Consider the following 24,857-nt stretch of genomic DNA (forward strand, 5'->3'; position numbering starts at 1 on the left):
ACAAGTATTAGCATGATTGCATGAAAGGGTTCAAAATATGACTTATAGAAATAGCAAAATAGATTTAAAGGAACGCTTTAGTAAAAATCGCTCTTTTAAGGGCATTAAAAAGAAAATCGCTAAAAAATACACAATCAAAAACTCGCCTTTGATAATTTATTCCTTAAAAACGCATTCAAATCCTTCTCTATCCATTAATAAAAAAATCTTCTTAGGGCTTGGGTTTGTTTCAGCTTTGAGCGCTCAAAGTGAAGATTATAATAGTTCGGTGTATTGGCTCAATAGCGTGAATGAAAACAATAACAACAAATCCTATTATATCAGCCCTTTACGCACTTGGGCTGGGGGGAATAGGAGTTTTACGCAAAATTATAACAATAGTCAGTTATACATAGGGACAAAAAACGCTTCCGCAACACCCAACAATTCTTCTGTGTGGTTTGGGGAAAAGGGCTATGTAGGTTTTATTACAGGGGTTTTTAAGGCAAAAGACATTTTTATCACAGGGGCTGTTGGATCGGGCAATGAGTGGAAAACTGGCGGAGGGGCGATACTGGTTTTTGAAAGCTCAAACGAACTAAACGCTAACGGAGCTTATTTTCAAAATAACAGAGCCGGGACACAAACTTCTTGGATCAATTTGATTTCCAATAACAGCGTGAATTTGACAAACACGGATTTTGGCAACCAAACCCCTAATGGGGGCTTTAATGTTATGGGGCGAAAGATTACTTATAATGGCGGAACAATCAATGGTGGGAATTTTGGCTTTGATAACGTGGATAGCAATGGCGCAACCACTATTAGCGGGGTAACTTTCAACAATAACGGCGCGCTCACTTATAAGGGTGGGAATGGTATTGGAGGGAGCATCACTTTCACTAACTCTAATATCAATCATTACAAACTCAATCTTAACGCCAATAGCGTTACCTTTAATAACAGCACTCTAGGGAGCATGCCTAATGGCAACGCTAATACTATAGGAAACGCCTACATTCTTAATGCAAGTAATATTACTTTTAATAATTTGACCTTTAATGGGGGTTGGTTCGTTTTTGATAGATCTAACGCTAATGTTAATTTTCAAGGCGCAACCACGATCAATAACCCCACTTCGCCCTTTGTCAATATGACCGGTAAGGTTAATATTAACGCTAATGCGATTTTTAATATTCAAAATTACACGCCTAGCATAGGGAGTGCTTACACGCTCTTTAGCATGAAAAATGGCTCTATCGCTTATAATAATGTGGATAATTTATGGAATATTATCAGGCTTAAAAACACGCAAGCCACAAAAGACGCTGATAAAAATCATACAAGCTCAAATAACAACACCCACACTTACTATGTAACCTACAATTTAGGTGGCACGCTCTATCATTTCAGGCAAATTTTTAGCCCTGATTCTATTGTTTTACAATCCGTTTATTATGGCACGAACAATATTTATTACACCAATAGCGTGAATATCCATGACAATGTTTTTAATTTAAAAGACATTAAAGACAATAGAGACGATACGATTTTCTACCTCAACGGCTTGAACACTTGGAATTACACTAATGCGAGATTCGCTCAAACCTATGGTGGGAAAAACAGCGCTTTAGTCTTTAACGCTACGACTCCTTGGGCTAATGGCAGTATCCCTAAATCTAACAGCACGGTGCGTTTTGGAGGGTATGAGGGAGTCAATTGGGGGAAAACAGGCTATATCACCGGCACTTTCACAGCCGATAGGGTTTATATCACCGGTAACATGATGTCTGGGAATGGTGCTCAAACCGGTGGGGGAGCGACTTTGAATTTTGTGGGTGCGACTGAAGTTAATATCGCTGGAGCCACTTTTAAAAACCTAAAAACCACTTCACAAAACTCTTACATGACTTTTATCGCCTTAGGGAATGGCTCTAGTAGCGGTAAGATCAATGTTTCTCAATCTGATTTTTACGACTGGACGGGTGGGGGGTATGATTTTACCGGTAATGGCGTTTTTGATGGCGTGAATTTCAACAAGGCTTATTACAAATTTCAAGGTGCTGAAAATTCTTACAATTTTAAAAACACGAATTTTTTAGTAGGGAATTTCAAATTCCAGGGCAAGACCACCATTGAAAAATCCGTTTTAAATGACGCTTCTTACACTTTTGATGGCATAAATAACGCCTTTAATGAAAACAAGTTTAATGGCGGTTCGTTTAATTTCAACCACGCAGAGCAGACAGACGCTTTTAATAACAACTCGTTTAATGGCGGATCGTTTAGTTTTAACGCCAAGCAAGTGGATTTTAATGGGAACTCGTTTAATGGGGGCGTGTTTAATTTCAACAATACCCCTAAAGTCAGTTTTACTGATGACACTTTCAATGTGAATAACCAATTTAAAATAAATGGCGCTCAAACGGATTTTACTTTCAATAAGGGCGTTGTTTTCAACATGCAAGGGCTTTTGAGTAGCCTAAGCGTAGGCACGACTTATCAATTGCTTAACGCTAAAAGCGTGGATTATAAAGATAACAATAACGCTTTGTATCAAATGCTGCGCTGGACTAGCGGGGAAAATCCTAGCGGTAAATTAGTGGATGAAAATAAAACCGCGCCAAACAACGCTAGAATTTATAATGTCCAATTCACCGATAACGGCTTGACTTACTACATTAAAGAAAATTTTAATAATGGGATCACGCTCACTCGTTTATGCACTCTAGGTTATACGCATTGCGTGAATATCCATAATGATGCGTTTAATCTCAAAAATGTCAATAACAACGCCAGTAACACCGTATTCTATCTCAACGGCATGACGACTTGGAAGATTGCTGGCACAGGCGTTTTCACGCAAGATTATAGCGGCGCTAACAGCGTTTTAGTGTTCAACCAAACCACCCCTTTCCTTAATGGGGCGAATCCCACTTCTAATAGCGTGGTGGGTTTTGGGAAAACTTCAGGGGCTGAATGGGGGCTAGTGGGCTATATTCAAGGCGTTTTTAAAGCCAATCAAATTGATATTACCGGCACGATTCGTTCTGGTAATGGGGCCAAAACCGGTGGGGGCGCGACTTTAGTGTTTAACGCTCAAGAGCGTTTGAATATCGCTAACGCTAGTTTGAATAACGATAAAGCCGGTTTGCAAAATTCATGGATGAATTTCATTGTTAATAATGGCAATTTGAATGTGACAAACGCAAATTTTAGCAACCAAACCCCGCATGGAGGCTTTAACCTTAAAGCGGGTGATATTGCTTGGGATGGGGGATCTGTGAATGGAGGGGGGAATTTTGGCGTGGATAACGCTAGCCTTAACGGGAAGGCAGTGATTAAAAATGTGACTTTCAACGATAACGGCACTTTGATTTATAAAGGGGGCGAAAACAGCGCTGGGAATTCCCTAACCTTAGAAAACAACACCTTCAATTCCTATAATATCAACGCCAGAGCGCAAAACCTTATTTTCAATAACAACTCGTTTAATGGCGGTAGCTATTCGTTTAACGACACTAAAAACATTACTTTTAAAGGCACAAACACGCTCATTAACAGCGATCCTTTCAGCCGCCTTAAAGGATCAGTTTCTATTGAAAATGATAGTATCTTTAACATTGAAAGGGATTTGACCAACAACACCATTTACACGCTTTTAAGCGGGAATAACATTAAATATAATAATCAAATTTTAGCGGATAATGTTTTTTCAAAAAATTTGTGGGATTTGATCCATTATGGTGGCGAGAGAGGGACTCTATTAAGAACGGAGAAAAACACTTATTTTGTGCAATTCACGCAGAGCAACGGCCAAAAATTTGTTTTTGAAGAGACTTTTAATCCTGGCTCTATCACCTATAGATATTTCACTATCCATTCTTCGCCTTTCCACACAGACGCTGATTCTAAGGATATTTGGAATCAGGTAAGGAAGCAATTTGATTTTGTGCCTGGAAAAACCCCGGTGTGCGTTGGGGTGTGCTATATCGCGCCCTATAAAAATCAAAACCTTATCGGCTCTAGCGCTTTTGCATGGTCGCTGAATTTTGGGGCTACAGTGGTAGGGACTTTGCTTTTAGGGAGCGCCCAAGAAAAGGCCAATGACAATGGCGGATCGATCTGGTTTGGTAAGAATAATTTGCTGTATTTGCATGGCAATTTCAACGCGACTAATATCTTTTTAACGAATAACTTTAATGTCGGCAACCCTAACGCTGGCGGTGGGGCAACGATTAATTTTAACGCTGATGAAACCTTGAGCGCTGACGGGTTGAATTACACGAATTTCCAAACCGTGGCTATGGGCTTACAAACTAGTGCGAGCCAGCATTCATGGGCGAATTTTAATTCCAGGTTTTCTATGGAAATTAAAAACTCTAACTTTAGGGATTTCACATGGGGAGGCTTTAGGTTCAATTCAGGGCGTATCGCTTTTGAAAACACCACTTTTAGCGGCTGGACCAATATTAATGGGGCGACTGAGAGCGGTTCGTCGTATGTGAACATGGTTGCGAATACGGATTTGATTTTCACTGATTCCATTTTAGGAGGAGGCATTCGTTATGATTTGAAAGCTAATAACATTATTTTCAATAACTCTCAAATCGTCATTGATGTGTCTAAAAACGTGAATCAGTCTTCATTGAATGGGAATGTTACTTTCAATAATTCCAGGCTTTCAGTCAAACCCAATGCGGCTATCAATATTGGGGGGGATCAGACCCAAACGATTTTAGAAAACGCTTCAAGCCTTTCTTTTTATAACAACAGCGTAGTGAATTTTAACGGCACGACCGCTTTTAATGGGGTGTCTTACTTGAATTTAAACCCTAACGCTCAAGTCAGCTTCAATCAAGCGAATTTCAATAACGCTAATGTAACCTTTTATGGCATTCCGCTATTTGGTAAAACGCCCAATTTTGGCAACTCTGTGCGCCTTATTAATTTCAAAGGGGACACAAACTTTAATCAAGCCACGCTCAATTTAAGGGCTAAAAATATCCATTTGAATTTCCAAGGGGCTTCCACTTTTAAACAAAATTCTACGATGAATTTAGCTGAAAGTTCTCAAGCGAGCTTTAATGCTATTAGCGTGGAAGGGGAAACGAATTTCAACCTCAACGGATCAAGCTTGTTGAATTTCAATGGCAACAGCGTTTTTAACGCTCCTGTGAATTTCTACGCTAATAATTCTCAAATTTCTTTCACTAAATTAGCGACTTTTAATGCAGACGCTTCATTTGATTTGGGCAACAACAGCGCCCTGAATTTTCAAAGCGTTCTTTTAAATGGCGCTCTAAACCTTTTAGGCAATGGCGGTAACAATCTAGCGATCAACGCTAAAGGGAATTTTAGTTTTGGATCTCAAGGGATTTTGAATCTGTCTTATATGAATCTATTTGGGGGGGATAAAAAAGCTTCCGTTTATGATGTGTTGCAAGCCCAAAATATTAGCGGCTTAATGGGGGATAACGGCTATGAGAAGATCCGTTTTTATGGCATCCAGATTGAAAAGGCTGACTACTCGTTTAATAACGGCGTTCATTCTTGGAGCTTCACTAACCCGCTCAACACGACTGAAACCATTACCGAAACCTTACATAATAACCGCTTGAAAGTGCAGATCTCTCAAAACGGCGTTTCTAATAATGCGATGTTCAATCTCGCTCCTAGTTTGTATGATTACCAAAAAAACCCTTATGATGAAAGCTCTAATTCCTATAATCACACGAGCGATAAAGCCGGCACTTATTATTTGAGTAGCAGTATCAAAGGCTTTGGTAAGAATAATGAGATACCTGGGACTTATAATGCGCAAAACCAACCCTTACAAGCCTTACACATCTATAACCAGGCTATCACTAAGCAGGATTTAAACGTGATCGCTAATTTAGGTAAGGAATTTTTGCCTAAAGTGGCTAAGCTTATCGCTTCAGGGGCTTTAGACAATCTCAATCTCAATAGCCCGGATAGCTTTGAAACGATTTTTAGTATCTTAAAAGAATATGGCATTACTTTAAACCAAGCGAATTGGAAGAGTTTATTGAAGATCATCAATAATTTTTCTAACACGACTAATTATCATTTTTCTCAAGGCAGTCTCGTTGTGGGGGCGATCAAAGAAGGGCAAACGAATACGAATAGCGTGGTGTGGTTTGGAGGCGATGGGTATAAAAATCCATGCGCGGTTGGGGATAACACTTGCCAGATGTTCAGGCAGACTAATTTAGGGCAGTTGCTCCATTCTAGCGCGCCTTATTTGGGCTACATTAACGCTAATTTTAAGGCTAAAAACATTTACATTACCGGAACCATCGGCAGCGGGAACGCTTGGGGGAGCGGAGGGAGTGCGAATGTGTCTTTTGAAAGCGCGACGAATTTGGTGCTTAATCAAGCCAATATTGACGCTCAAGGGACCGATAAGCTCTTTTCTTACTTGGGGAAAGAGGGTATTGATAAGCTTTTTGGGGAAAAGGGCTTAGGGAATGTGCTTTCTAATATTATTTATGAAGAAAGCTTGAATAATAACGCTATCCCTAAAGATTTAGCGAACATGATCCCTAAAGATTTGGGATCTAAGACTTTAAGCTCTTTGCTTAGCCCTACTGAAGTGAATAACCTCTTAGGCGTGAGCGCTTTTAAAAATGCGATCATGGAAATTTTAAATTCTAAAACGGTGGGCGATGTTTTTGGTGAAAACGGGCTTTTAAACGCGCTAGATCCTGTAAAAAGAAAAGAAATTGATCAAATGCTTTTAGAGCAGATCCAAGCTCATACTTCAGGGTTTGAAAAATTCATCGTTAAAACTTTAGGGATTGAAAATGTAGAGAATTTCATCAATAACTGGTATGGCAAGCAAAGCTTGAGTTCTTTTGCCAATAATTTTGTGCCTGGAGGCTTGAATCAAGCCCTAGATAAAATAGGTTCTAGCTCTGATGCCAAAGACTTACAGAGTTTCTTGGATAAAACGACTTTTGGGGATATTCTCAATCAAATGATCAATCAAGCCCCCTTAATCAATAAGCTCATTTCTTGGCTCGGCCCGCAGGATTTGAGCGTGTTAGTGAATATTGCTTTAAATAGTATCACTAACCCTAGCGAAGAGCTATCTAGCATTATTTCTAGCATAGGCGAAAAAGCGTTAAACGATTTATTAGGCGAAGGCGTAGTGAATAAAATCATGAGCAATCAAGTTTTAGGGCAAATGATCAATAAAATCATCGCTGATAAGGGCTTTGGAGGCGTTTATAATCAAGGTTTGGGATCCATATTACCTAAACCTTTACAAGATGAATTGAAACAATTGGGCTTAGGATCTTTACTAGGATCTAGGGGATTACACAATCTTTGGCAAAAAGGGAATTTTAATTTCTTAGCTAAAGATTATGTGTTTATCAATAACAGCTCATTCAGTAACGCCACAGGGGGGGAATTGAATTTTGTAGCGGGCAAGTCTATTATTTTTAATGGGAAAAACACCATTAATTTCACGCAGTATCAGGGCAAGCTTTCTTTTGTATCTAAAGATTTTTCTAATATTTCATTAGACACCCTAAACGCTACCAACGGCTTAACGCTTAACGCCCCACGAAACGATATTAGCGTTCAAAAAGGTCAAATTTGCGTGAATGTTTTAGATTGCATGGCCGCTAAAGGGAAAACCACTCAAACTAATTCTTCTCCAAGCGCGACAGCCCTAACTAATGAAACGCTAGAAGTGAATGCGAATAATTTCGCTTTCTTAGGAACCATTAAAGCGAATGGCTTGGTGGATTTTTCAAAAGTCTTACAAAATACCACGATCGGGACTTTGGATTTAGGGCCAAACGCTACTTTTAAAGCGAATAATTTGATCGTGAATAACGCCTTTAACAACAATTCTAATTACAGGGTCAATATCAGCGGTGATTTCAATGTGGCCAAGGGTGCGACTTTAAGCACGAATGAAAATGGTTTGGATGTGGGGGGGAATTTTAACAGCGAAGGGCCATTGACTTTCAACCTCAAGCGCCCGACTGATAAAACGATACTGAGCGTGACTGGCACTTCCACGATCATGTCTTATAACAATCAAGCCTTAATCAACTTTAACACCCAACTCAAGCAAGGCGCTTACACGCTTATTAACGCTAATCGCATGGTTTATGGCTATGATAATCAAACGATTCTTGGGGGGAGCTTGAGCGATTACCTCAAACTTTACACCCTCATTGATTTTAACGGCAAACGCATGCAATTGAATGGCGATTCGTTAAGCTATGACAACCAACCGGTTAGTATTAAAGATGGGGGTCTTGTGGTAAGCTTTAAAGACAATCAAGGGCAAATGGTGTATTCATCTATCCTTTATGATAAAATCCAAGTTACCGTCTCTGATAAACCCATGAGCATTCAAGCCCCTAGTTTGGAGTATTATGTTAAACGCATTCAAGGCAGCGCTGGTTTGAATGCGATCAAATCTGCGGGCAATAATTCCATTATGTGGCTGAATGAGCTTTTTGCGGCTAAGGGGGGTAATCCCTTGTTCGCTCCTTATTATTTGCAAGACAATCCCACTGAACACATTGTTACTTTAATGAAAGATATTACCAGCGCTTTAGGAATGCTCTCTAACTCCAATCTCAAAAACAACTCCACTGATGTTTTACAGCTCAACACTTACACGCAACAAATGAGCCGTTTAGCCAAGCTTTCTAATTTCGCTTCTTTTGATTCAACGGATTTTAGCGAACGCTTGAGCAGTCTCAAAAACCAAAGATTTGCTGATGCTGTTCCTAATGCGATGGATGTGATTTTAAAATACTCTCAAAGGGATAAATTGAAAAACAACCTTTGGGCGACCGGTGTTGGGGGCGTGAGCTTTGTGGAAAATGGCACAGGAACGCTCTATGGTGTCAATGTGGGCTATGATCGCTTTGTTAGAGGGGTAATTGTTGGAGGGTATGCGGCTTATGGGTATAGCGGGTTTTATGAACGCATCACTAATTCTAAATCCGATAATGTGGATGTGGGCTTGTATGCGAGAGCTTTCATTAAAAAGAGCGAGCTGACTTTTAGCGTCAATGAAACTTGGGGGGCTAATAAAACCCAAATCAGCTCCAACGACACTCTGCTTTCTATGATCAATCAGTCTTATAAATACAGCACATGGACGACGAACGCGAAAGTCAATTACGGGTATGATTTCATGTTTAAAAACAAAAGCATCATTTTAAAACCTCAAATTGGTTTAAGGTATTACTATATTGGTATGAGCGGTTTAGAAGGGGTGATGAATAACGCGCTCTATAACCAGTTTAAAGCGAACGCCGATCCGTCTAAAAAATCCGTTTTAACGATTGATTTTGCTTTGGAGAACCGCCATTATTTCAACACAAACTCTTATTTTTATGCGATTGGCGGCGTTGGTAGAGACTTGTTAGTTAATTCTATGGGGGATAAATTGGTGCGTTTTATTGGTAACAACACTTTGAGTTACAGGAAAGGCGATCTTTATAACACTTTTATGAACATCACTGCAGGCGGGGAAGTGAGGTTGTTTAAAAGCTTTTATGCGAACGCTGGGGTGGGAGCTAGGTTTGGATTGGATTACAAAATGATAGATATTATAGGAAACATTGGAATGCGTTTAGCGTTTTAAAAGGTGGGGGCTTACCCCTTTTTTGAGCCATTAAACGATTGATGAGAAACTAAACAAGACATTAGCACATAGAGATTGATGGTATTACAAAATCCCAAGATGCTTTGTTCGTTTTGAAAAATTCTAGCTACAAAAATTGCCAAGCAAAAACAAAACAATGCGCTTGAAGAAACACTAACAAAAAATAAGCGCTTTAAAATGAAGAATAGCGATGATACTAAAGCGCATAAAAAGAGAGAACAATAAAGATAAAAGCGATCACAACGATTAGTCTTGAAGCGATTAATATAGAGTTAAAAGAATATTCGCATTAAGCAATGTTACCATTCCTACCCATTCGTAACTATCTAAGACAACAGGATCGGAGTGGCGATGATGCTTGTAAGTTGTTGGGTGTTGCGCAAGCTTATGAGATTTGATATAAGAGCGTTTTTGCTCTAAATTGGTTTCTAGTTCATCCATAATAATCAATTTTATAAAAAATTGGTAGGATTTAAAAAGGCCGTTTGCGTTTAATTTAGGTGGGTAGGTTTTTTGGGCGTGTGCTGATGTTAGAAATCATAAAAACCCCTTATATTAGGAATGATTTAAAATCCCATTTGGGGTTATTATATTTTTTGTCAAAGCGATAGCGTTACTGACAGACACGATTTAAGCGAGTGGGAACGATTTTAAAAAGCATTTCAACTCTAAAAATAGACAAAGTCAAGGCTTTAAATAAGAAAGACCCCAAAAAAGCTAGAGAAACGGAGCTTTTAATCCCTTATTGTCAAAACTTTCTCGTAATGTGTTTTTTGCCCGCTATTGGCTTATGGGTGTTTTAGCATATAAAACTCCAACGCTTTTTCAAAGAGGAGCGATCGATTAGGAAAACCTTTCTCTTTCATGTATTCATCCACTTTAGCCATAAAACTGGGCGAAAGCAAAACGCTGTGATTGATTCTTCGCTCTTTACTTGTTTTTTCTTCGTATTCTATCTCTTCTATTTCGGCTAACAAACTCGGCGAGAGCGAAACATTAAAACTGCTCTTTCGTTCGCTACCCACTTTTATTTCTGCTTCTAACTCGGCTAATTCGGTTAGCAACCTTTTGCGTTTGGCTTGTAAAGCCTGAATGGTTGTGTGCGCTTTATGGTGTTCCATTATTACTCCTTAAAGTGTCTTTATTTTTTTACATTCTACTATAAAATAGGATTTTGTGGGTAAATCCTATTAAGAATGAAAATTGGAATTTTTTCTTTAGAATTTGACTGGGTATTAAACATAAAATCTTAAAACAAATGGTAAAGGAGCTTGATTTTAATAAACGATGATTTTTAATCCAATTCCTTAAGGCGTTTTAACAATTCTTCTTCATTCAAAACGCTCACGCCATGTTTTTTTGCCAGAGCGAGTTTTGAGCCGGCGTTTTCTCCAACGATTAAAAAATCGGTTTTAGCGCTCACGCTTGAAGCAATTTTTGCCCCTAAATTTTCTAGGATTTGAGCGTATTCTTGCCGTGGTTTAGAAAGCGTGCCGGTTAAAACAATCGTTTTATTGCTGAAAACAGAAGAGCTTTTTTGCTTTTCTTCAGCCGTATCGCTACTTTTAGGATTTAACAAATCAAATAACGATCGGATAAATTCCTGATTGCTCGCATAAAAATTGACTAAAGAATGCGCCATTTCCACCCCAAAGCCTTCCATTTCCAAAAACTCGGCTTCACTTTTTTCTAACACATTTAAGCCGTATTTGGCTAGCGTTTTACTCGCTCCTTTACCGATATGCTCAATCCCTAAAGCGTTAATCAAACGCCATAAGGGAGGGTTTTTGCTCTTTTGAATAGCGTCTAACAGATTTTGAGCTTTTTTGATTTTGAACTTGTCTAGCCGCATTAAATCTTCTAATTTTAAAGCATACAGATCCAAGGCGTTAAAAATGAGTTTTTCTTCAAAAAGTTGCTCTATGATTTTATCGCCCAAGCCTTGAATGTTTAAAGCGTCCTTAGAAGCAAAATGAATCAAGCTTTCTTTCAACCTTGCCGGGCAATTAAGGTTTTGACAATAAGTAAAAATCTCTTCGCACAAAAGCTCATGCGAGCATATAGGGCAAAATTTGGGGCGCATGATTTTTTGTTGCGAGCCGTCTCTATAAGATTCTAAAGGTTTGATGATTTTAGGGATCACATCGCCGCTTCTAATGACGACGACCCTATCATTGAGCATGATATTCTTTTTTTCAATTTCAGAATAATTGTGCAAGGTTGCTCTATTAACCATAGCCCCAGCAATTTCCACAGGCTCTAAGAGAGCGACCGGTGTGATCGTCCCACTGCGCCCCACTTGGTTAATGACTCCTACAATTTTGGTGTGTTTTTCTAGAGCCGGGAATTTATAAGCGCAAGCGAATTTGGGGGATTTTTGCGTGTAGCCTAGCTCCTTTTGAATATCCAATTCATTCACAACGATCACCATGCCGTCTAAAAGGGCAAAAAAGCCCTCCCTTTCTCTAATCAGGGTGTGGTAATTTTCTTCTATTTCTTGGTGGTTTTTGTTTAAGCTTAAGTATTGAATAGCGCTAAAACCTAACGAGACAATAAAATCCAAACACTCCTTAAAGCTTAGGAAATTTAAAGAATGCTTGCCCACGCCCCAAGGGATGAATTGCAATTTACGCTTTTTAGTGATATTGCTATCAAGCTGCCTCAAACTCCCTGATGCGGCGTTTCTGGGGTTAGCGAATAGGGGTTCGTTAGTATCTAGGCGTTCTTTATTTAAAGTGTCAAAATCCTCTTTAGCAATGATCACTTCGCCCCTGATTTCTATTCCTCCATTATAAGCGATAGAATGGGGAATATTAGCGATGTGTTTAGCGTTGTTGGTAACAAGCTCCCCTTCTAAGCCATTACCCCTAGTGGTCGCGCTTATTAGCTTGCCATGGTGATACAAAAGATTGAGTGAAACCCCATCAAGTTTGGGCGAACACACGAATGAAGCGTTAGGATAAACTTTTAAAATGCGTTGCAACCACGCTCGCAATTCACTTTGATTGAACACATCATCTAAGCTCCACATCCGCATTAAATGGGGGTTTTTACTGAACTCATTGGTGGCAGTGGCCCCCACTTTTTGGGTAGGGGAGTTAGCCTGAATGCGATTAGGGTTTTCTTCTTCATAAGCTTTTAATTCTTGGTAAAGTTCATCATAGACCGCATCGCTTACGATGGGTTCATCAAGGTTGTAATAATGGTGCGATAGGGTGTTTAAATATTCAATTCTTTCTAAATATTCTTTTTGGCTTTTTATCATTAAAAACCTTTTAAACTAAATTAGGGTAGTATTATAACATTTAATCTTTGATAGGGCTTAGGGGAAAATAGGTGGTAAAAGATATTGACAAAACGACTTCGTTGCACTTGAACAACGAAGCGCAGTTTCTATGCTTTAGATTAGATGCAGAAAAAGACGCCCAACTTTATGGCATGAATATTTTTAAGATCCGAGAAATTATCCATTATGACGGGGAGGTTACAGAGATTCTTGGAGGGAGCGATGGCGTGATGCTCGGGTTTCTTAGCGTTAGGGGTGAGTCTATCCCTTTAGTGGATGTGAAAAGGTGGTTGCATTATAACGCGAATGATCCGAGTCGTGATCTAAAAGAATGCAGCGTTAAAGATGACCATAATTTGGTGATCGTGTGCCATTTTTCTAACCATTCCATCGCTCTAAAGGTTTTAAAAATTGAAAGGATTATTCATAAAAATTGGAATGAGATTAGCGCTGGGGACAAACAAGGCATTAATGAAGAGGGTAAGCTTAGCGCTATCACCCGTTTTGATAAAGAACGAGTGGTGCAGATCTTAGATGTGGAAAAAATGATAAGCGATGTTTTCCCTAGCTTGAAGGATTTAGACGATTTGACTTTGCGTTGCATAGAAGCCATTCAAAGCCAAAAACTCATTTTAATCGCTGAAGATTCCTTAAGCGCTCTTAAAACCCTAGAAAAGATCGTTCAAACTTTAGAATTGCGTTATTTAGCCTTTCCAAATGGGAGGGAATTGTTGGATTATTTGTATGAAAAAGAACATTACCAACAAGTCGGCGTGGTGATTACGGATTTAGAAATGCCTAACGTTTCAGGGTTTGAAGTGCTAAAAACCATTAAAGCTGATCACAGGACTGAGCGTATTCCTGTGATTATCAATTCGTCCATGAGCAGCGATTCTAACCGCCAATTAGCCCAATCTTTAAAAGCGGATGGTTTTGTGGTAAAATCTAACATTCTTGAAATCCATGAAATGCTTAAAAAAACGCTTTCATAAATTTAATTTTTGTTTTAATTTAAAGGGATAAAACATGCGAAGTCATTTCTGCACAGAAATTAGTGAAAAAGATGTGGGTAAAATCATCAAAGTGGCCGGGTGGTGTAACACTTATAGAGACCATGGAGGCGTGATTTTTATTGATTTAAGGGATAAAAGCGGTTTAGTGCAATTAGTCTGTGATCCTAGCTCTAAGGCTTATGAAAAGGCTTTAGAAGTTAGGAGCGAATTTGTGCTAGTGGCTAAAGGGAAAGCGCGTTTAAGGGGCGCTGGGCTAGAAAACCCTAAACTAAAGACCGGTAAAATTGAAATCGTTTTAGAAGAGTTAGTCATTGAAAATAAAAGCGCTACCCCACCGATTGAAATTGGCAACAAACATGTGAATGAGGATTTGCGCTTGAAATACCGCTATTTGGATTTGCGCTCTCCTAATTCTTATGAAATCTTTAAATTGCGCAGTGAAGTGGCCTTAATTACTCGTAACACTCTGGCCCAAAAGGGCTTTTTAGAGATTGAAACCCCCATTTTGTCTAAAACCACGCCTGAGGGGGCTAGGGATTATTTAGTGCCAAGCAGGGTGCATGAGGGCGAATTTTTTGCGCTCCCTCAAAGCCCGCAATTATTCAAACAGCTCTTAATGGTGGGGGGAATGGATAGGTATTTTCAAATCGCTCGTTGCTTTAGAGATGAAGATTTGAGGGCGGACAGGCAGCCAGAATTCACGCAAATTGATGCGGAAATGAGTTTTTGTAATGAAAATGATGTGATGGGCGTGGTGGAAGATTTGTTGCAAGCGATTTTTAAAGCGATCGGACATACCATTTCTAAACCTTTTAAACGCATGCCCTATAAGGAAGCGATGGAAAATTACGGGAGCGATAAGCCGGATTTACGCTTTGAATTGCCTTTAATAGAAGTGGGGGATTGCTTTATGGACAGCTCAAACGCTATTTTTTCTAATATCGCACAAGATTCTAAACACAAACGCATTAAAGCTTTGAACGTCAAAGGGGCTGATGTCATTTTTAGCCGCAACGTTTTAAAAGAATTAGAAGAATTTGTGCGCCAATTTGGGGCTAAAGGCTTAGCGTATTTGCAAATTAAAGAAAATGAGGTTAAAGGGCCTTTAGTTAAATTTTTAAGCGAAAAGGGGCTTAAGAATATTTTAGAAAGAACTGATGCGCAAGTCGGGGATATTGTCTTTTTTGGAGCCGGGGATAAAAAAATCGTGTTAGATTACATGGGGCGCTTGCGCTTAAAAGTGGCTGAAACGCTTGATTTGATTGATAAAGACGCTTTGCATTTCTTATGGGTGGTCCATTTCCCCATGTTTGAAAAAACCGAAAACGGCTATCATGCCGCGCACCACCCCTTTACGATGCCTAAAAATATAGAATGCGAAGACATAGAAGAGATTGAAGCGCATGCGTATGATGTGGTGCTTAATGGCGTGGAGCTTGGTGGGGGAAGCATTAGGATTCATAAAGAAGAAATGCAAAAAAAAGTCTTTGAAAAAATCAATATCCATGAAGAAGAAGCGCAAAAGAAATTTGGCTTTTTGCTAGAAGCGCTAAAATTTGGCGCTCCTCCTCATGGGGGCTTTGCGATAGGCTTTGATCGCTTGATCATGCTAATGACAAAATCTAGCAGCATTAGAGACGTGATCGCTTTCCCTAAAACGCAAAAAGCTTCATGCTTATTGACTGATGCGCCTAGCCCCATTAATGAAGAGCAACTAAGAGAATTACACATTCGCTTGAGAAAATAATTTAAAAGGATACGATATGAAACAACTATTTTTGATTATTGGAGCCCCAGGGAGTGGTAAAACCACTGACGCAGAGCTTATCGCTAAGAATAACAGCGAAACAATCGCTCATTTTTCTACTGGGGATTTATTGAGAGCTGAGAGCACTAAAAAGACTGAGCGAGGCTTATTGATTGAGAAATTCACTTCTCAAGGCGAATTAGTGCCTTTAGAAATTGTGGTAGAAACGATCCTTTCAGCGATTAAAAGTTCTAGCAAAGGGATCATTTTAATTGATGGCTATCCCAGGAGCGTGGAACAAATGCAGGCTCTGGATAAGGAATTGAACGCTCAAAACGAAGTGATCTTAAAAAGCGTGATTGAAGTAGAAGTGAGTGAAAACACCGCTAAAGAAAGGGTTTTAGGGCGCTCTAGGGGGGCTGATGATAATGAAAGGGTGTTTCATAACCGCATGCGGGTGTTTTTAGACCCCTTAGCTGAAATCCAAAACTTCTACAAGGCTAAACGTTTGCATAAAATCATCAATGGCGAAAGAAGCATTGAAGAAATCGTGAATGAAATGCAAGAGTATATTTTGTCTTTTGCAAATTAAAATGCGTTCCAAAGAGAATGATCTGTGATTGGTGTCTATATCATTTCTTTAAAAGAAAGCCAAAGGCGTTTGGATACTGAAAAACTCGTTTTAGAATCCAATGAAAAGTTTAAAGGCCGTTGCGTTTTCCAAATCTTTGACGCCATTAGCCCCAAACATCAAGATTTTGAAAAATTACTTCAAGAGCTTTATGACGCTCAAAGTTTATTGCAATCTGATTGGTATCATTCTTATGTTGGCGCTGGTTTGACTTTGCCTGAATTGGGGTGCTATTTAAGCCATTATCTTTTGTGGAAAGAATGCGTCAAATTAGATCAACCGGTCGTTATTTTAGAAGATGACGTAACGCTAGAGTCTCATTTCATGCAAGCCTTAGAGGACTGCTTGAAAAGCCCTTTTGATTTTGTGAGACTCTATGGGTGCTATTGGTATTACCACGAGACAAAATTCCATGTTTTGCCCAAAGAATTTGTATTTCCTCCCTTTGATTATCCTTTTAAAAATAACCCTATTTTAGAAAAATTTAAAAAATTTTTTGATATTTCTAGATTTTTAAATCTTTCTACCCATAAAGTCATCCACTATATTCTCAAAAAAATACAAAAAAGCTATTACGCAACGCATGAAAAAGAAGCCTTTTTTTTAGAACATTTTTATCTCACCAGCGTGTATGTGGCTTCTACAGCCGGTTATTACTTAACCCCTAAGGGCGCTAAAACCTTTATAGAAGCCACGGAGCGTTTTAAAATCATAGAGCCGGTGGATATGTTTATGGATAATTCTGCTTATCATGATGTGGCGAATCTAACTTATGTGCCTTGCCCTGTTTCTTTAAGTGAGCATTCTTTAGACAGCACTATTCAAAAGCCCCAAAAAAAAAGCTTGAAATCTTACCCCTTTCCGCCTAAAAAATCAACTTTTAAGAATCTTTTCTATTATAGCCTTAACGCTAAAAAGCGTTTAAAAGCCTTCCAACAATACAGCAAACAATACGCTCCTTTAAAAACCCCTAAAGAGGTTTAAAAAGAATGAAAAAACTTTATGGTAGAATGCCAGAGAATACCATATTTAGGAGTTCATTTGACACAAGTTTATATCATTTCTTTAAAAGAAAGTCAAAGGCGTTTGGATACTGAATTCAAAAGCCCCAAAAAAAGAGCTTGAAATCTTACCCCTTTCCGCCTAAAAAATCAACTTTTAAGAATCTTTTCTATTATAGCCTTAACGCTAAAAAGCGTTTAAAAGCCTTCCAACAATACAGCAAACAATACGCTCCTTTAAAAACCCCTAAAGAGGTTTAAAAAGAATGAAAAAACTTTATGGTAGAATGCCAGAGAATACCATATTTAGGAGTTCATTTGACACAAGTTTATATCATTTCTTTAAAAGAAAGTCAAAGGCGTTTGGATACTGAAAAACTCGTTTTAGAATCCAATGAAAAATTTAAAGGCCGTTGCGTTTTCCAAATCTTTGACGCTATTAGCCCTAAACATCAAGATTTTGAAAAATTTATTCAAGAGCTTTATGATTCTTCAAGTTTGTTAAAATCCGATTGGTTCCATTCTGATTATTGTTATCAAGAATTATTGCCCCAAGAATTCGGGTGCTATTTAAGCCATTATCTTTTGTGGAAAGAATGCGTCAAATCAAACCAACCGGTCGTTATTTTAGAAGATGATGCAACGCTAGAGTCTCATTTCATGCAAGCCTTAGAAGATTGTTTGAAAAGCCCTTTTGATTTTGTGAGACTCTATGGGCATTATTGGGGAGGCCATAAAACCAACTTGCGCGCTCTCCCTATCTATACAGAGGCTGAAGAGGCTGAAGCGTTTGTTGGAGAAACGCCTATTGAAAACCATGAAGTCACCCCCCCCCCCCCCAATCCCACGCAAGATGTGCAACAAAACTCTATTATGGAAACGCAACAAGACCCTAAAGAACTATCTGAGCCTTGCAAAATAGCGCCCCAAAAAATCTCTTTTAATCCAGTGTTTTTTAAAAAAATTAAAAGAAAACTCAACCGCTTTATTGGAAGTATTTTAGCTCGGACAGAAGTGTATAAGAAACTCGTATCAAAATACGATGATCTCACAGGAAAATACGATGATCTCACCACAAAATACGATGATCTCACCACAAAATACGATGATCTCAATAAGAATATTGCGGAAAAATACGACGAACTCATGGGAAAATACGAATCCTTATTGGCAAAAGAGGCAAACATCAAGGAGACTTTTTGGGAATCTCGCGCTGATAATGAAAAAGAAGCCTTTTTTTTAGAGCATTTTTACCTCACCAGCGTGTATGTGGCCACTACGGCAGGCTACTACCTCACGCCAAAAGGCGCTAAAACCTTTATAGAAGCCACGGAGCGTTTTAAAATCATAGAGCCGGTGGATATGTTTATGAACAACCCCACTTACCATGATGTGGTTAATTTGACTTATTTGCCTTGCCCTGTTTCTTTAAACAAACATGCTTTCAATAGCACCATTCAAAATGCGAAAAAGCCTGACATTTCATTAAAGCCTCCTAGAAAATCCTATTTTGATAATCTTTTTTATCATAAATTCAACGCCAGAAAGTGCTTAAAAGCCTTTCACAAATACAGCAAACGATACGCTCCTTTAAAAACCCCTAAAGAGGTTTAAAAAGAGCGGGCTTTATGTTAGAATAAGTCTTTTTATTCAAAGGAGATTGCAATGAATTTAGACCAATTAGAAGTGAGCCATGACGCTGATTCTTTGTGCGTGGTGATTGAAATATCCAAGCATTCTAATATCAAGTATGAATTGGATAAAGAAAGCGGGGCTTTAATGGTGGATAGGGTGCTTTATGGGGCGCAAAATTACCCCGCAAATTACGGCTTTGTGCCTAACACTTTAGGATCTGATGGCGACCCTGTAGATGCGCTTGTTTTAAGCGATGTGGCTTTTCAAGCCGGGAGCGTGGTGAAAGCACGCTTGGTTGGGGTTTTGAACATGGAAGATGAAAGCGGAATGGATGAAAAATTACTCGCTCTGCCCATAGATAAGGTTGATCCCACGCATTCCTATGTCAAAGATATTGATGATTTATCCAAACACACTTTGGATAAAATCAAACATTTTTTTGAAACTTACAAGGATTTAGAGCCTAATAAATGGGTGAAAGTCAAGGGGTTTGAAAACAAAGAGAGCGCGATTAAGGTTTTAGAAAAAGCCATAAAAGCCTATCAAGGCTAAAGATTTAAGGGTTTTGGCTCAATTAAGCTATAAAATCCCTTTTTAACGCTCACAATATAAAAGGCTTTTGTCTTGTTGGGTGTTGGTATAAAATAGGGTAGTTTAAACGGATTTTTGTATTCCCCATAAAAAGCACCAAAAACTACAATTTAACGATTTTAACCCCACTGCCGCCTAAATTAATGGGAGCGTCGCTAAAACTCACCACTTTAGGGTGGTTTTTTAGAAATTCTTTCACAAACTTTTCTAAAATCCCGCTCCCTTTGCCATGGCAAATCAGCACTTCTTCAAAGCCCCCTAAAAGCGCGTCGTTTAAAAAAGCGTCTAGTAAATCCAGGGCTTCTTCGCTGCGTTGCCCCCTTAAATCAAGGCGTAAGCTCGCTTCTTTAGGTTTAGGAACGATGGTTTTAGGGGGTTTGAATTTGTTTTTAGGGGGTGTTTGGATTTTTTTCAACCAACTCCCATGCGCTTTTAAGCGCATGCCAAGCTCGGTTTCTACCAAATAATAGCCCTTGTCTAAAATTTGCGCTATCAGCACGCTTTCATTTTTATAGCGCGCTTTTTCGTTAATTTGAAAGCTTGTTATGATTTGTGGGATCTCATGGCTTGTTTTATGCTTGTTTAAAATCTCGCTCGCTTTATGGATTTCTTTATGCATGGAGCTGGTATCTTTTGAAGCGACTTCGCTTTTTAAGATATTTAGGGCTTGTTGGTAGGATTTTTCCAATTCCAATTTTTTATGGTGAAAGATTTCTTTTTGTTTTTCCATTTCTAAAAGCCATGCGTTTTTTAAATCTTCTTGCTCTTTTAAAGCGTCCTCTAAATGTTCATTTTTTTGTTTCAATTCCCTTTCTAACGCGCTGGAATTTTCAATCAAAACATTCAATTTTTCCTTATCTTCGCCATAGAAGGCTTTCGCTTTTTCAATCAAAAAATGCGGCACGCCATAGCGTAAAGCGGTTTCAAACGCATAGCTTTTGCCAATAACCCCTTTTAAAAAAGTGTAAGTGGGCCGTTCTTTTTCTTCGTCATAAAGAGCGGCTAGTAATTCCACTTCCTTGTTTTCTGCCATTAACACACTCAGGCGTTTGTGGTGCGTGGTGATAATGATTTGGTTGTTTTGCTTAAGCAATTTTTCTAACAGGGTTTTATACAAACTGCTCGCTTCATCAGCGTCAGTCCCTAGCTCAATTTCATCAACGCCTAAAAGCATGTTTTCTTTGGATAAAAGAGCGCTAAATTGCTTCATTCTGCCTGCAAAAGTAGAGATATTGTTCGCGCTGTTTTGGGGGTCGTTGATAATGGCGTGGATTTCTTTAAAATAGGGGATAGTAGAATGATGAGCGTTGATTTTCATAGGAATGAGATGCTTGCTCAAAAACGCCGCGCTTAAAAGCGATTTTAAGAGCATGGTTTTCCCGCCCGCATTCACGCCGGTAACAGCGAGCATGGATTTTTCAAACTTCAAATTTAAGGGCTTTGGCTCTTTTAGAATGGGGTGCGAAAAGTTTTCTAAAACCATTTTTTTTTGCGTAAAACTTGGCATGACAAATTCTAAATTGTAGGCTTTAGCGAAATTGAGTCTGGCTTGCAAGCTGTCTAAAAAATCAAATTCTTTGAAAAGGAATTTTAAAAATAAAAGGTGTTTTTGCAAGCTACGGCTTAGAGTTTGACACATTTCAACAATGTAGCAATCTATTTCATTATTAATTTGTGCGATTTTTTGCGCGATTTTTTGCACGCTTTCAGGCAAGAGGTAGAAATAGCCATTAGCGCTCCTTTCTAGCACAACGCCTTTAATCGCACCAGAAAACCCGCTTTTCAATAAAAGGCATTCATAACCATGTTTAAGGTGGCTTTGCGTATCCACTAAATAAGGGGCAAGCTCTTTAGAGCGGGCGTAATGGTGAATGATTTTTGCGCTCTCTTTTTTAAGGCGGTTCAAACTTTCATTCAAAGCGTCTAGGGTAGCGTTAGCCCCTTGTTTGATTTTCCCTTCATCATCTAATAAAGCGATTAGATCGTTAAAAAAAGGGGGTAGGACAATAGCGTTAAGGCGTTCATGAAATTTTAAATGCGTGAAAGGTTTAAAAGCGTTTTGTAAAACGACAATGTAGTGCAATCGTTTGACAATCTCATAGATTTCATCTAAATGGAGCGTCCCTAATTTGGTGAGTTTGATAAGAATAAGTTCGCTTTCTTTCACGCTTTTGGGGGCAGGCAAACCGATCGCATCCACTTCATTTAAATAAGTGAAAGCCTGTTTGAGATCGTTTTCTAAAGCAATAATACCCCCTTCTTTGGCGAAAAAGGTTTTAAAAAGAGCGATAAACTCTTTTAAATCCAGGCTTTCTTCTAGGGGTTTGGGTAGGGTATTATTATTATTCATCATTAGGGTTGGATTAAGGGATCTTTTTGAAGCGTCTGACAAGAATCCAAATCCACAAGAATGTCTTTCATAGGGGTTTGTTTTTTGCCTAAAAAGCTCAAAGTCCCGCTCACTAAATTAAAGGTTTGGTTATTGACTTTAATGCCTTTACACAACAAGGTTTCCCCCCTTAAAAACGCTCTTTGCAAAGTGATTTCTTGTTGGTTTTGTTGGTTTTGTTTATAAGTGTAAACGCTGATACTCGCCCCTATAATCCCCACGATTAAAAAAGCTAAAATCTTTTGTTTGGGGCTAGCTAAACCAAAATCCCTTAAAACTAAAAACAATAAAATTAGCGTTAAAAATAAAACAACCGCTACACCCATTACATTTCGCCTCTCAATTGATAGGTAATATCCCCCGCTCCAAAGCCTATCACAAAGCCTTTTTCAATCGTTTCTATGACATTATCATTGACTAACAGCTCTAAAAAATCCCCCTTTTTACGCACCCTGTCTATAAAGGTGGGGTTATAATGCTTGAAATGGGCTTTCAAATCAATGTCTCTTTTGACTTCACTCGCGCTATAAACGGGTAAGATAATTAATCTGTCGCAATGCTCTAAAAAACATTTTTTAAACTCTTCTAAATTATCCATTAAGCGAGAGTATTTGTGCGCTTGCCAGATCACAATAATTTTTTCTTGCGTGTTCAATAAATTGGCATAAATCCTAGCGCTTTTTAAAGTGGCGCCAATTTCAGTAGGGTGGTGGGCGTAATCATCAATGAGAATGAGCGCGTTTTTTTGCAAAATATCAAAGCGTTTTTTAATGCCTTTGAAATTCAATAAATTATTTCTAATTTCTTCTAAATCCAATTCATCTAAAGCGCTTAAAATCGCTAAACTCGCATTCGTGGCGTTATGTTCGCCTAACCCCCACACCAAAAAAGCCCCCAAGTCTTTCAGTTCAAATGAAGTGTAAGGCTCGCCGTCTTTTAAAATGTATTGGATATTATAAATGTCTTTTTTTTCTAAAACAATGGCGTCTTTAGAATAGTTTTTTAAAAAAGGATCTTCTTTGTAAATCACTCTTTTTTGAGCATGATCTAAAAAATATTTATAAGCGAAGAAAAAGCGCTCTAAATCGTGGTCATAATGCTCCAAATGTTCTGGCTCTGTGTTAGGCACAATCGCGCAAAAAGGGTTAGAAAATAAAAAACTTGAATCGCTTTCATCGGCTTCAAAAACCAAGCTCATATCCGCGCTCTCTCGCACATTGGAATCAAACTCTTTAGAATGCGCCCCAATAATCGCTCCAAAAGCGGGGCAAATCGCGCTCAACATGGCCGTGATACTACTCTTTCCATGAGCCCCACACACGCTAAAAACGCGCTTGTCTTTAAGGATAGAATACAAAGCGTCTTTACGAGACAAAATAGGGATTTCTAGTTCCTTAGCCCTTTGTATTTCGGTATTGTCTTCTTTGATAATGGCTGAATGGATAATGACATCTTGATGGTTGATCGCTTTTGGATCATGCGGGATATTAATTTCTACGCCTAAAGCTTTCAAATACTTAACGCTAGGGCTTATGGCAATATCAGAGCCGCTGATCTTAGCCCCTTGCGCTTTAAGGTATTTGGCTAAGCCTGAAATGCCAATCCCCCCTATACCGATAAAATGGATCTTGCAATCTTGTAAGTTTTTGAGTAAAACTTTTGGGGTTTCAAGCATGATTTTCTCGATAAGTTTCTATGATTTCTAAAGGCTTTTCTAAAAGGGGAGTGTCATAGACAAGGGCTAAACGCACATAGTCAGTGCCGATACGATTACGCCCTAAATACAAGGCCGGTAAGGTGGTGATGCCTTCGTTTTGATAAAGCGTTTTGGCAAAATTTTCGCCATTTTTAACGGGCAGATACGCATAAAAACTATAAGGATAAATGAGCGTGTCTTTAAAGGTTTTTCGCGCCAGTTTCAAATTATTCGCATAAATATTGCGGAAAAATTCTGCATGCTCATCATCTAGCCAAGCCGCTTCACTAGCCTTTTGGATTGCATTAGCGCTCGTATAGCCTAAATAGGTGCGAAACGCTTTGTATTTTTCTAGAATGCGACTATCCCCAGCGATAAAACCACTCCTTAGCCCTGGAGCGCTAGATCGTTTGGAGAGCGAATGGATAACCAAAACATTTTTGAACGCTTCATTACCAGCCAGCATGCAAGCTTCTAAAAGCGAAGGGGGAGGCGTGTTTTCATAAATTTCACTATAACATTCATCATTGATTAAAATAAAATCATGTTTTAAAGCGAGTTTGACCCAAGCGATCAACTCTTCTAAAGAAAGGGTTCTCCCGGTGGGGTTGTTAGGGGAATTTAAGATCACTAAATCCACTTCTTGCAACTCTTTTTCATTCAAGCTTGGAGTGAAATCATTTTCTTTAACTAAAGGCATTAAAAGGCTTTTAGCTTTGATAAATTTGGCCGCCCCTTCATAGATTTGATAAAAAGGGTTAGGGTAGGCGATGGTGGGGTTTTGATAATCAAATAAAACAAAACTAGGGAAATTGAATAACACTTCCCTAGAACCTAGCGTGGAAACTAACTCGTTTTCTTTCAATTCTATCTTGAAACGGCGTTTAAAAAAATCCCTTTGAGCCACTCTCAAACCCTCTTCAAACGCGCTTTTAGGGTAGATATTAAGCGAATGGGTGTGGTTTTTGAGGGCGTCTTGAATGAATTTGGGCGTCTCAAATTGCGGCTCGCCGATGCCTAAATCTAGCCCCTTTTTTTTAGGGGTGATCTCTTTAAACAAGACTCTCAATCGTTCAAAAGGATATGGCTCAAAAGTCATAGGGCTACTTTAATTTAAAATGGAATGGTTAATCTTACCTAAAATTTAAGCGTTTATCATTGAAAGCGTTAAAAAAGAGCGAAAGAGAGCCAAAGAGAACATGAAAGAGAGCGCATAAAAGAG

Annotated in this window: 14 protein-coding genes and 1 pseudogene; 8 read left to right on the forward strand and 7 right to left on the reverse strand. The window is 38.8% G+C overall.

The genetic code is table 11. The features are described 5' to 3' along the window. Positions 1-37 precede the first annotated feature (37 nt). Positions 38-9,625 (forward strand): vacuolating cytotoxin domain-containing protein, encoded by a 9,588-nt coding sequence (locus tag CS889_RS03205; protein WP_089086821.1) that lies wholly within the window; start codon positions 38-40, stop codon positions 9,623-9,625. A gap of 347 nt (positions 9,626-9,972) precedes the next feature. Here the strand turns inward: CS889_RS03205 and CS889_RS08645 are convergent. From CS889_RS08645 to ligA, 3 genes and pseudogenes are all read right to left on the reverse strand, one after another. After that, positions 9,973-10,187, reverse strand: a pseudogene (locus CS889_RS08645) (hypothetical protein). A gap of 247 nt (positions 10,188-10,434) precedes the next feature. Beyond that, positions 10,435-10,767 (reverse strand): ribbon-helix-helix domain-containing protein, encoded by a 333-nt coding sequence (locus CS889_RS03220; protein WP_000399915.1) that lies wholly within the window; start codon positions 10,765-10,767, stop codon positions 10,435-10,437. Positions 10,768-10,940: 173 nt separating this feature from the next. Beyond that, positions 10,941-12,911 (reverse strand): NAD-dependent DNA ligase LigA, encoded by a 1,971-nt coding sequence (gene ligA, locus CS889_RS03225; RefSeq protein ID WP_089086822.1) that lies wholly within the window; start codon positions 12,909-12,911, stop codon positions 10,941-10,943. Between the two features lie 71 nt (positions 12,912-12,982). Between ligA and CS889_RS03230 the strand changes: the two genes are divergently transcribed. From CS889_RS03230 to ppa, 7 genes are all read left to right on the forward strand, one after another. Continuing rightward, positions 12,983-13,924, forward strand: a complete 942-nt coding sequence (locus CS889_RS03230; RefSeq protein ID WP_089086823.1) for a chemotaxis protein — start codon at positions 12,983-12,985, stop codon at positions 13,922-13,924. A gap of 34 nt (positions 13,925-13,958) precedes the next feature. Further along, complete coding sequence (gene aspS, locus CS889_RS03235; protein ID WP_089086824.1) at positions 13,959-15,692, forward strand: aspartate--tRNA ligase; 1,734 nt, start codon at positions 13,959-13,961, stop codon at positions 15,690-15,692. Positions 15,693-15,708: 16 nt separating this feature from the next. Continuing rightward, on the forward strand, positions 15,709-16,284 hold the full coding sequence (locus tag CS889_RS03240; protein WP_089086825.1) for an adenylate kinase: 576 nt from the start codon (positions 15,709-15,711) through the stop codon (positions 16,282-16,284). Between the two features lie 24 nt (positions 16,285-16,308). Then, on the forward strand, positions 16,309-17,307 hold the full coding sequence (locus CS889_RS03245; RefSeq protein WP_089086826.1) for a glycosyltransferase family 25 protein: 999 nt from the start codon (positions 16,309-16,311) through the stop codon (positions 17,305-17,307). 137 nt (positions 17,308-17,444) lie between these two features. Continuing rightward, a complete protein-coding gene (locus tag CS889_RS03255) occupies positions 17,445-17,585 on the forward strand; it encodes a hypothetical protein (protein WP_414842564.1) in 141 nt (46 codons plus the stop codon). A gap of 57 nt (positions 17,586-17,642) precedes the next feature. Further along, on the forward strand, positions 17,643-18,938 hold the full coding sequence (locus tag CS889_RS03260; RefSeq protein WP_231899399.1) for a glycosyltransferase family 25 protein: 1,296 nt from the start codon (positions 17,643-17,645) through the stop codon (positions 18,936-18,938). Positions 18,939-18,989: 51 nt separating this feature from the next. Continuing rightward, a complete protein-coding gene (gene ppa / locus CS889_RS03265) occupies positions 18,990-19,511 on the forward strand; it encodes an inorganic diphosphatase (RefSeq protein WP_001047004.1) in 522 nt (173 codons plus the stop codon). 142 nt (positions 19,512-19,653) lie between these two features. Here ppa and CS889_RS03270 read toward each other — a convergent pair whose 3' ends face one another. The 4 genes from CS889_RS03270 to CS889_RS03285 are packed head-to-tail and all read right to left on the reverse strand — an operon-like array spanning position 19,654 to position 24,734. Then, positions 19,654-21,903 (reverse strand): endonuclease MutS2, encoded by a 2,250-nt coding sequence (locus CS889_RS03270; protein WP_172825103.1) that lies wholly within the window; start codon positions 21,901-21,903, stop codon positions 19,654-19,656. Next, on the reverse strand, positions 21,903-22,265 hold the full coding sequence (locus tag CS889_RS03275; protein WP_089086830.1) for a hypothetical protein: 363 nt from the start codon (positions 22,263-22,265) through the stop codon (positions 21,903-21,905). Before CS889_RS03275 ends, CS889_RS03270 begins: the two co-directional genes overlap by 1 nt. After that, complete coding sequence (gene murC / locus CS889_RS03280; protein WP_089086831.1) at positions 22,265-23,614, reverse strand: UDP-N-acetylmuramate--L-alanine ligase; 1,350 nt, start codon at positions 23,612-23,614, stop codon at positions 22,265-22,267. Before murC ends, CS889_RS03275 begins: the two co-directional genes overlap by 1 nt. Next, entirely contained in the window at positions 23,607-24,734 is a 1,128-nt protein-coding gene (locus CS889_RS03285; protein WP_089086832.1) for a succinyldiaminopimelate transaminase, read from the reverse strand. Before CS889_RS03285 ends, murC begins: the two co-directional genes overlap by 8 nt. Positions 24,735-24,857 lie beyond the last annotated feature (123 nt).

This window comes from Helicobacter pylori, from assembly GCF_900120335.1.
GTDB lineage: Bacteria > Campylobacterota > Campylobacteria > Campylobacterales > Helicobacteraceae > Helicobacter > Helicobacter pylori_BU.

Excerpts from the sequence above, each read along its gene's own strand:
- CS889_RS03205 (WP_089086821.1), top strand. The coding sequence starts at position 38 with ATGACTTATAGAAATAGCAAAATAGATTTAAAGGAACGCTTTAGTAAA.
- CS889_RS03220 (WP_000399915.1), bottom strand. The coding sequence starts at position 10,767 with ATGGAACACCATAAAGCGCACACAACCATTCAGGCTTTACAAGCCAAA.
- ligA (WP_089086822.1), bottom strand. The coding sequence starts at position 12,911 with ATGATAAAAAGCCAAAAAGAATATTTAGAAAGAATTGAATATTTAAAC.
- aspS (WP_089086824.1), top strand. The coding sequence starts at position 13,959 with ATGCGAAGTCATTTCTGCACAGAAATTAGTGAAAAAGATGTGGGTAAA.
- CS889_RS03240 (WP_089086825.1), top strand. The coding sequence starts at position 15,709 with ATGAAACAACTATTTTTGATTATTGGAGCCCCAGGGAGTGGTAAAACC.
- ppa (WP_001047004.1), top strand. The coding sequence starts at position 18,990 with ATGAATTTAGACCAATTAGAAGTGAGCCATGACGCTGATTCTTTGTGC.
- CS889_RS03270 (WP_172825103.1), bottom strand. The coding sequence starts at position 21,903 with ATGATGAATAATAATAATACCCTACCCAAACCCCTAGAAGAAAGCCTG.
- CS889_RS03275 (WP_089086830.1), bottom strand. The coding sequence starts at position 22,265 with ATGGGTGTAGCGGTTGTTTTATTTTTAACGCTAATTTTATTGTTTTTA.
- murC (WP_089086831.1), bottom strand. The coding sequence starts at position 23,614 with ATGCTTGAAACCCCAAAAGTTTTACTCAAAAACTTACAAGATTGCAAG.
- CS889_RS03285 (WP_089086832.1), bottom strand. The coding sequence starts at position 24,734 with ATGACTTTTGAGCCATATCCTTTTGAACGATTGAGAGTCTTGTTTAAA.